The organism is Pelomicrobium sp. (assembly GCF_036803785.1).
Classification (GTDB): domain Bacteria; phylum Pseudomonadota; class Gammaproteobacteria; order Burkholderiales; family UBA6910; genus Pelomicrobium.
In genome coordinates, this window is sequence record NZ_DAIRTR010000139.1 from 1 (window position 1) to 7,628 (window position 7,628).

6 protein-coding genes are annotated in these 7,628 nt (G+C 63.9%); 1 reads left to right on the forward strand and 5 read right to left on the reverse strand.

The window, feature by feature from the left end:
• Positions 1-1,686 (forward strand): pilus assembly protein (locus V7Q81_RS13315; protein WP_333844111.1); only part of this gene is annotated, 1,686 nt, incomplete at its 5' end.
• Positions 1,687-1,794: 108 nt separating this feature from the next.
• Here V7Q81_RS13315 and ispH read toward each other — a convergent pair.
• From ispH to V7Q81_RS13340, 5 genes are all read right to left on the reverse strand, one after another.
• Positions 1,795-2,733, reverse strand: a complete 939-nt coding sequence (gene ispH, locus V7Q81_RS13320) for a 4-hydroxy-3-methylbut-2-enyl diphosphate reductase (protein ID WP_333844113.1) — start codon at positions 2,731-2,733, stop codon at positions 1,795-1,797.
• A 78-nt stretch (positions 2,734-2,811) separates the two neighbouring features.
• The gene (locus V7Q81_RS13325) at positions 2,812-3,258 is read right to left on the reverse strand and encodes an FKBP-type peptidyl-prolyl cis-trans isomerase (protein WP_333844116.1); all 447 of its coding nucleotides are present in this window, start codon (positions 3,256-3,258) and stop codon (positions 2,812-2,814) included.
• The gene (lspA, locus tag V7Q81_RS13330; protein ID WP_333844119.1) at positions 3,255-3,764 is read right to left on the reverse strand and encodes a signal peptidase II; all 510 of its coding nucleotides are present in this window, start codon (positions 3,762-3,764) and stop codon (positions 3,255-3,257) included. Before lspA ends, V7Q81_RS13325 begins: the two co-directional genes overlap by 4 nt.
• Positions 3,757-6,561 carry an isoleucine--tRNA ligase gene (ileS, locus tag V7Q81_RS13335; RefSeq protein WP_333844122.1) on the reverse strand — a complete coding sequence of 935 codons (2,805 nt, stop codon included), beginning with the start codon at positions 6,559-6,561 and terminating at the stop codon, positions 3,757-3,759. Before ileS ends, lspA begins: the two co-directional genes overlap by 8 nt.
• Before the next feature lie 30 nt (positions 6,562-6,591).
• Positions 6,592-7,542, reverse strand: coding sequence for a bifunctional riboflavin kinase/FAD synthetase (locus V7Q81_RS13340; RefSeq protein WP_333844124.1), 951 nt, complete (start codon positions 7,540-7,542; stop codon positions 6,592-6,594).
• Positions 7,543-7,628: the final 86 nt, after the last annotated feature.

Genomic DNA, 7,628 nt, shown 5'->3' on the forward strand with positions numbered 1-7,628 from the left:
ATCTACACCTTCGATTCGGGCGCGACCACAAAACTAAAGGCGTTTTCATGGGCCAGTCTGACCTCGGGGGAGCAGGGATATTTCAACAACAAGATCTGCGGGACGTTCTCTCAATGCTCCTCCCTGACCGATGCCCAGAAGGCAGAGGCCAACAAGGGGCAGAACCTGGTGAATTACCTGCGGGGCCAGACCCAGCACGAGGGCATCCTTTACCGGGATCGGGAGCTGGCGCTGGGGGATCCGGTGAGCGCGAAACCGGTGTATGTAAAGGCCCCTCGGTTTGGCTTTACCCATCCCGCCAGCCCCGACTACGCGACGTTCAAGGTAGCGAATAGCACCCGCCAGGCGATGCTCTACGTGGCGGCCAACGATGGCATGCTGCATGCCTTCAACGCCGATACGGGTGAGGAGCGCTGGGCTTATGTGCCTCGCATGCTGTTGCCAAACCTCTATAAGCTAGCGGAAGCCAATTATGCCGCCGCCCACAGCTTCTTCGTCGATGGCTCGCCCCAGGTCATGGACGTGGTGATCGGGGGGGCCTGGCGGACCATCCTGGTGGGAGGGTTAAACGCTGGCGGACGGGGGTACTATGCCTTGGACATCACCGATCCGGCCAATCCCAAGGCCCTGTGGGAGATCTGCCATGACAGTGCTTTGTGCGCCGTGTCTGATCCGGACTTGGGCTACAGCTACGGCAACCCGGTGATCACCCAGCGGCCGACGGACGGCAAATGGGTGGTGTTGGTGACCTCCGGTTACAACAATGTGAGCCCGGGCACGGGGCGCGGCTATCTCTTCGTCCTCGACGCCGAGACGGGCTCGGTGCTCCGCAAGGTGGACACGGGCGTAGGGGATACGGCGACGCCTAGTGGCCTGGCCAGGATCAGCGCCTACGCTGACGACTTCAACCTGAACAACACGGCTAAATGGGTCTACGGTGGCGATCTGCTGGGCAACGTGTGGCGCTTCGATCTGCAGACCGACCCGCCTTCGGTGCTCAAAATCGCCGAGCTCAAGGACAGCAGCGGCAAGCCCCAGTCGGTGACGGTCGCGCCCGAGCTCGGGTTGGTGTCCGGTTATCGAGTGATCTTTCTCGGCACGGGACGCTACCTGGGGGTGAACGACTTGGTGGACCCTGCCACGCTGGGTCTTCCCTACGCATACCAGCAGTCGGTCTATGCCATCAAGGACAGCAACGTTGCTTACGGCAATTTCCGCACGAGTGGTGCCGTGCAGCAGACCATCACCCAATTGGATCCGACAACCCGCACCGTCAGCAACAATCCAGTGGATTGGAGCTCAGGGAGCGGATGGTATGTGGATCTGAATCCTGGAAACGTGTCTCCGGGCGAGCGGGTCAATCTAGATCCACAACTCGTGCTGGGCACCCTGGTGGTAGCCAGCAACATCCCCAGTGCGACAGCCTGCACGGTGGGAGGCGAGAGTTGGATCTACCAGTTCAACTATGCCACGGGTAGCTACGTGGCGACGGCGCCCTCCCACATCGTGGCCACCAAGCTGCCGGGCAACACCCTGGCCGTGGGCATGGTGATCGTGCGGCTTCCCAGCGGCCAACTCAAGGTAATTACCACTGGCGCTGCCGGAAACAAGGAGACACTGGGCGTTCATACGGGCGGTGGCGGCGGGGGCGGGCGCAAGATCTCCTGGCGGGAGCTGATCAAATAATTCCCGGTAGCACGGTGCACCGCGGCGCGCCGTGCCCGGGTCTTGGGCTGTGCGTTTCGGCTGTGCCAACGCCGCTCCCAACCGTGCCTCGCCCCGACCGCTGGCGAGTCATCCTTCCGCGCTGGCGGGCAACAATGCTCTGGGAAGTGGAAACGTAACCGCCTCTTCAATGCCCTCCAGCTCGATCACTTGCTCCGCCCCCAGCTCCCGCAGGCGCACGACCACTTGACGCACCAGCAGCTCCGGCGCCGATGCCCCGGCGGTGACGCCGATCCGGAGCTGCCCCTGCACCCAGGCCGGTTGGATTTCCTGTGCGCAGTCCACCAGGTAGGCCCGGGCGCCGGCGCTCTGGGCCACCTCTCGCAGGCGGTTGGAATTAGAGCTGTTGGGCGAGCCCACCACGATGATCACCGGGCACTGGCGGGCCAGGAGTTTCACTGCATCTTGGCGGTTCTGGGTGGCGTAGCAGATATCGTCCTTGCGGGGGCCCACGATGCGGGGAAAGCGTTGCTTGAGGGCTGCCACGATCTTGAGGGTATCGTCCACCGAGAGGGTGGTCTGGGTGACGAAGGCAAGACGGGCTTCGTCCGCTACTCGGAGCCGCTCCACATCTTCGACCGATTCGACCAGGTGGATGCCCCCCTCGCACTGGCCCATGGTGCCTTCTACTTCCGGATGCCCGCGATGACCAATCATGACGATTTCCCGCCCTTGGGCCCGCATGCGGGCCACTTCCACGTGGACCTTGGTGACCAGGGGGCAGGTCGCGTCCAGCACTCGCAGTTGCCGGGCTTGCGCTTCGCGGCGCACCGCCTGGGACACGCCGTGGGCGCTGAAGATGACCACACTGCCCGGAGGCACCTCTTCCAGGGTTTCCACGAAGATCGCTCCCTTGCGGCGCAGGTCTTCCACCACATAGCGGTTGTGTACCACCTCATGGCGCACGTAGACCGGTGTACCGTAGAGGGCAAGCGCCCGCTCGACGATTTCGATTGCCCGGTCGACGCCAGCGCAGAAACCGCGGGGATTGGCGAGAAGAACGTCCATAATTGCGTTGATCCAAAAGTTTGCCAAAGGCGATACTAGCCCATGCCGATGCCGGCGGGTACCTCAATGGCGGCGCGGCTATTCCAGGATCTCCACCAACTCCACCTCGAAAATCACGTCGCAGTCGCTCAAAGGGTGATTGAAATCCACCGTTACCGCGTCCTTTCCCACCCGGCGCACGACGCCGGGCAAAGTCTCGCCGCTCGGGAGTGTGAACTCCAGCAGCTGGCCCGGCTCCGGCGCCATTTCGGCAGGAAAGGCTTCCCGGGGAAGGACCTGCTCCCGCTCGGGCTGGCTCAGGCCGAAAGCTTCCGCTGCCGCGAGAAAGACCATCCGCCGCTCGCCCGGGGCAAGGCCCAGCACGACCCGCTCTAGGCTAGCGTGAAGCTCACCCGTGCCCAGGGTGAAAAGGACAGGGGCTTGCCCAAAGGTGCTGGAGATTTCGGTGCCATCGGCGGCCGCAAGCCGATAGTGCAAGCTTACCCGGTTACCGCTGCAAGCGATCCGCCGGCCAGCCGCGCTCACCGCTGTCTCCGGCTTCCGCGGAAGGCGTCCCACAGCAACGCCAACGCTCCACATGTGATCGCCGCGTCTGCCACATTGAAGGCGGGCCAGTGGTAGCCAGCCAGGTGGAAGTCGAGGAAATCCACCACGTGACCCAGCGTGATCCGGTCCCATAAGTTTCCCAGCGCTCCGCCCAGGATGAGCCCCAGGGCGAGGCAGAAAAGAAGTTCGCCACGGTAGCGCTGGAGAAGGTAGAGGATCAAGGCCGACGCGGCCACGGCGATGCCGATGAAAAATTCCCGCTGCCAGCCGGAGGCATCGGCGAGAAAGCTGAAGGCGGCACCTCGGTTGAAGGTCAGCACGAGGTTGAAGAAGGGAGTGACCGGAACCACGGCGCCAGGGGCAAGGCTCGCCTCGACCCAGCGCTTGGTCAGGAAGTCCATGATCAGGACGAAGCCGGCCACCAGCAGGGCCAGCGTGCGGTAGGACCGGCCGCCAGCTTGTTGGCGGGTTTGTTGCTCACGCATAAAAGCGAGGCTCGCCCGTGCCAAAAAGGTTTGTGATGCAGCGACCGCAGAGGGTGGGATGGTCGGGGTCGTGTCCCACGTCGGCGCGATAATGCCAGCAACGCTCACACTTGGGATGAGGGATCGGCACGGCCGAAACCCCTTCATCCTCGGCCTGTTCAACCCGGACTGCAACCGCGTGGGAAGTGAGGAGCACGAAGCGCAAATCATCTCCCAGGGAGGCAAGAATATCGTACGTCTCACCCCGGGCGCGGATTTCTACGCTGGCTTGCAGGGAGGAGCCGATTCTCTCCTCAACCCGCAGGCCCTCCAGATGCTTTTGCACGGCCGAGCGCACCTCCCGGATCCTGCTCCAGCGGGCCATGAGCCGCTCTTGATCTGCAAGTTCCGGAAGCGGGTGCCACAAGTGCAGGAACACGCTGTCTTCGGGCTCTCCGGTAAGGACTTCCCAGGCTTCCTCTGCGGTGAACGACAGGATAGGGGCGAACAGACGCAGCAGGCTGTGGGCCATGTGGTGCAGGACGTTCTGCGCCGCACGGCGCGGCCTGCTGTCGCGTCCCGTCGTGTAGAGCCGATCTTTGAGGATGTCGAGGTAGAAAGCGCCCAGCTCCTCGGAGCAGAAGTGATGGAGCTTCTGCACGATCAGGTGGAATTCGTAGCGCCCGTAATCATCGATGACCGAGCGCTGAAGCGAGCCCAGTAGTGCCAAGGCATAACGGTCGATCTCCAGCCATTGCTCCACGGGGAGGCCATGGTGGCGGGGATCGAAGTCGGACACGTTGGCCAGCAGGAAGCGCAAGGTGTTGCGGATGCGCCGGTACATCTCCACTACCCGCTTCAAGATCTCGTCGGAGATGGAGAGCTCGCCGGAGTAATCGGTGGCTGCCACCCACAGCCGCAGAATGTCGGCGCCCAGGGTTCCCGCCACCTGCTGCGGGGCGATCACGTTGCCTCGGGACTTGCTCATTTTGTGGCCTTCCCCGTCCACCACAAAGCCGTGGGTGAGGAGCGCCCGGTATGGGGCGCGGCCATCGATCGCCGCGCCGGTGAGCAGTGATGACTGGAACCACCCCCGGTGCTGGTCGGAGCCCTCCAGGTAGAGGTCGGCCGGGTGGGCGAGATCGGCATGACGCTTCAACACCGTGTCATGAGTCACGCCGGAATCGAACCACACGTCCAGGGTGTCGGTGAGCTTCTGGTAGCGCTGCGCCTCCGGCCCCAGCAGCTCTGCCGCATCCAAGGAGAACCAGGCTTCGATGCCGTGCACTTCCACCCGTCGTGCAACCTCCTCCAGCAGCTCGAGGGTGCGCGGGTGCAGCTCGCCGGATTCCCGGTCCACGAAAAAGGGGATCGGCACGCCCCAACTGCGCTGTCTGGAGACGCACCAATCGGGCCGGTTGCGGATCATGGCCTCCAGCCGCGCCCGGCCCCAGTTCGGGAAGAACTGGGTCGCGGCCACGGCCTCCAGGGCCACCTCCCTCAGCTTCCGATGCTCCCGCGGCATTCCGTCCGGGCCGCGGTGGGTGTCGGTGTCCATCATGATGAACCACTGGGTGGTGGCGCGGAAGATGATGGGGGTCTTGTGGCGCCAGCAATGGGGATAGCTGTGCTGAACGGTCTCCTGGTGCAGCAGCGCGCCGTTTTTCTCCAGCGCTTCGATGATCACCGGGTTGGCATCCCATACCGAGAGCCCTCCCACCAGGGCGACGGCGGAAAAAAAACGACCATCGTCGCCCACCGGATTGTCCACTGGAAGACCGTAGCGGCTGCCAACGACGAAGTCTTCCAAGCCATGGGCGGGGGCCGTGTGCACCAGTCCTGTGCCTGCCTCCAGGGTGACGTGCTCTGCGCAAATGAGGGGCACCTGCCGATCGTAGAACGGATGCCTGAGGGGGATGCCCTCGAGGCGGGCGCCCTTGAAGCGGGCGAATACCTCCACCGACTCATATCCGTAGCGCTTGATGCACGCTTCCGCCAGATCCTGAGCCAGGATCAGCAGCCCCCTAGGGGTTTGGACCAGCAGGTAGGTGAGTTCCGGGTGCACGGCGACGGCCTGGTTCGCCGGCAGGGTCCAGGGCGTCGTGGTCCAGATCACCGCGTAAGCGGGCTCGTTCAAGGAGGACAGACCCAGCGCTCGGGCGAGCGCCCCTAGGTCCGCCACCGGGAAAGCCACGTCGATGGCGGGCGAGCGGCGGTCTTCGTACTCCACCTCTGCTTCCGCCAGGGCAGATGCGCACTCCAGGCACCAGTTGACCGGCCGCTCTCCCCGTTGGAGGTAGCCGTTGCGGTGGATTCGGCCGAAGGCGCGGATGATGTCGGCTTCGGTCTTGTAGTCCATGGTGAGGTAGGGATGGTCCCAGTCCCCCAGCACCCCCAGGCGGATAAAGTCCGCTTTCTGGCGCTTGACCTGAGTGGCGGCGTATTGCCTGCACAGCTCCCGGAACCGGGCGGGCGGCAGATGCTTCCCGTACTGCTTCTCCACCTGGTGCTCGATGGGCAGCCCGTGGCAGTCCCAACCCGGTACGTAGGGAGCGTCGAATCCCGCCAGCGTCTTGCTCTTGATGATGATGTCCTTGAGGATCTTGTTGACCGCATGACCGATGTGGATGTCGCCGTTGGCGTAGGGCGGTCCGTCGTGGAGGACGAACTTCGGCCGGCCGCGAGCGGCTTCCCGCACCCGCTGATAGAGGCGCTTTTCCTGCCAGCGCTTGAGCATGAGGGGCTCGCGTCGGGCCAGGTCGCCACGCATGGGGAAAGGAGTTTCGGGAAGGTTCAGCGTCTTTTTATAGTCCGTCATAAGCAAGGATTCTGTTCATGCAACGGGCGGTTAGCACAACGCGGGCGGGCGCTGGTCAATGGCAGCGAAAAGCTGGCGAGCCTGCTCCACGTCGCGGGCGATTTGGCGAGCGAGGCTCTCCAGGTCCGGGTACTTTTCTTCGTCTCGCAGCTTGGCGAGGAAGTTGACCCGCAGGTGCCTGCCGTAGATCAGGCGGTCGAAGTCGAGCAGGTGCACTTCCAAGGTGGGGCGCCCTTGGTCATGGACGGTGGGCCGCACCCCCAGGCTTGCCACCCCCCGCAGCGGCCGCGCCTCGATGCCTTCCACCTCCACCGCGAAGATGCCCATGAAGGGCGGGCGGTTCCGCTTCATGAGCACGTTGGCGGTGGGAAAGCCGAGCTTTTTGCCCAGTTTCTGGCCGTCCACTACCCGACCGCTGATGCTGTAGGGGCGGCCAAGCAGCCGGCGGGCCGTGTCCAGGTCCCCGAGGGCGAGCGCTTCGCGCACCGCAGTGCTGGAAACCCGCAAGTCTCCCACGCTCACCGTGGACATGGCTTCCACCTGGAAACCCAACGCATGACCCAGGCGAAGGAGCATGGCGAAGTCTCCTGCCCGTCGGGCGCCGAAGCGGAAGTCGTCCCCCACCAGCACCCAGCGGGCGCCCAGCGCCCGGTGTACCACCTCAGTGACAAAGTCCTCTGCGCTCACCTGGGCGAAACGGTAATCGAAACGCACGATCTGCACTCGATCAATACCGGCGCGGTCCAGCAACTCCAGCTTTTCCCGCAGGCTGGTGAGTCGGGCAGGCGCCTGATCGGGAGCGAAGAATTCCCGCGGGTGGGGCTCAAAGGTCATCACGCAAGCAGGAAGGCCCAGGGCGCGCGCCGCTGCCGCCAGGCGCGAGAGCATGGCCTGGTGGCCCAGGTGCACCCCATCGAAATTCCCGATCGTGAGAGCGAGGGGTCCGATCGAGGCGCGCGGTATGCCGCGGCGAATGACCATCGGATGGAATAAAAGCTTGAATGATAGCGTATTTTCGCTCTTCCGGTCCAGCTTTTTGGAGCGAAGGGGGCTTGCCTTCTTAGAAG

What these genes read in the sequence shown, in the direction of transcription:
- ispH (WP_333844113.1), bottom strand. Translation starts at nt 2,733, where the DNA reads ATGGACGTTCTTCTCGCCAATCCCCGCGGTTTCTGCGCTGGCGTCGAC.
- lspA (WP_333844119.1), bottom strand. Translation starts at nt 3,764, where the DNA reads ATGCGTGAGCAACAAACCCGCCAACAAGCTGGCGGCCGGTCCTACCGC.
- ileS (WP_333844122.1), bottom strand. Translation starts at nt 6,561, where the DNA reads ATGACGGACTATAAAAAGACGCTGAACCTTCCCGAAACTCCTTTCCCC.
- V7Q81_RS13340 (WP_333844124.1), bottom strand. Translation starts at nt 7,542, where the DNA reads ATGGTCATTCGCCGCGGCATACCGCGCGCCTCGATCGGACCCCTCGCT.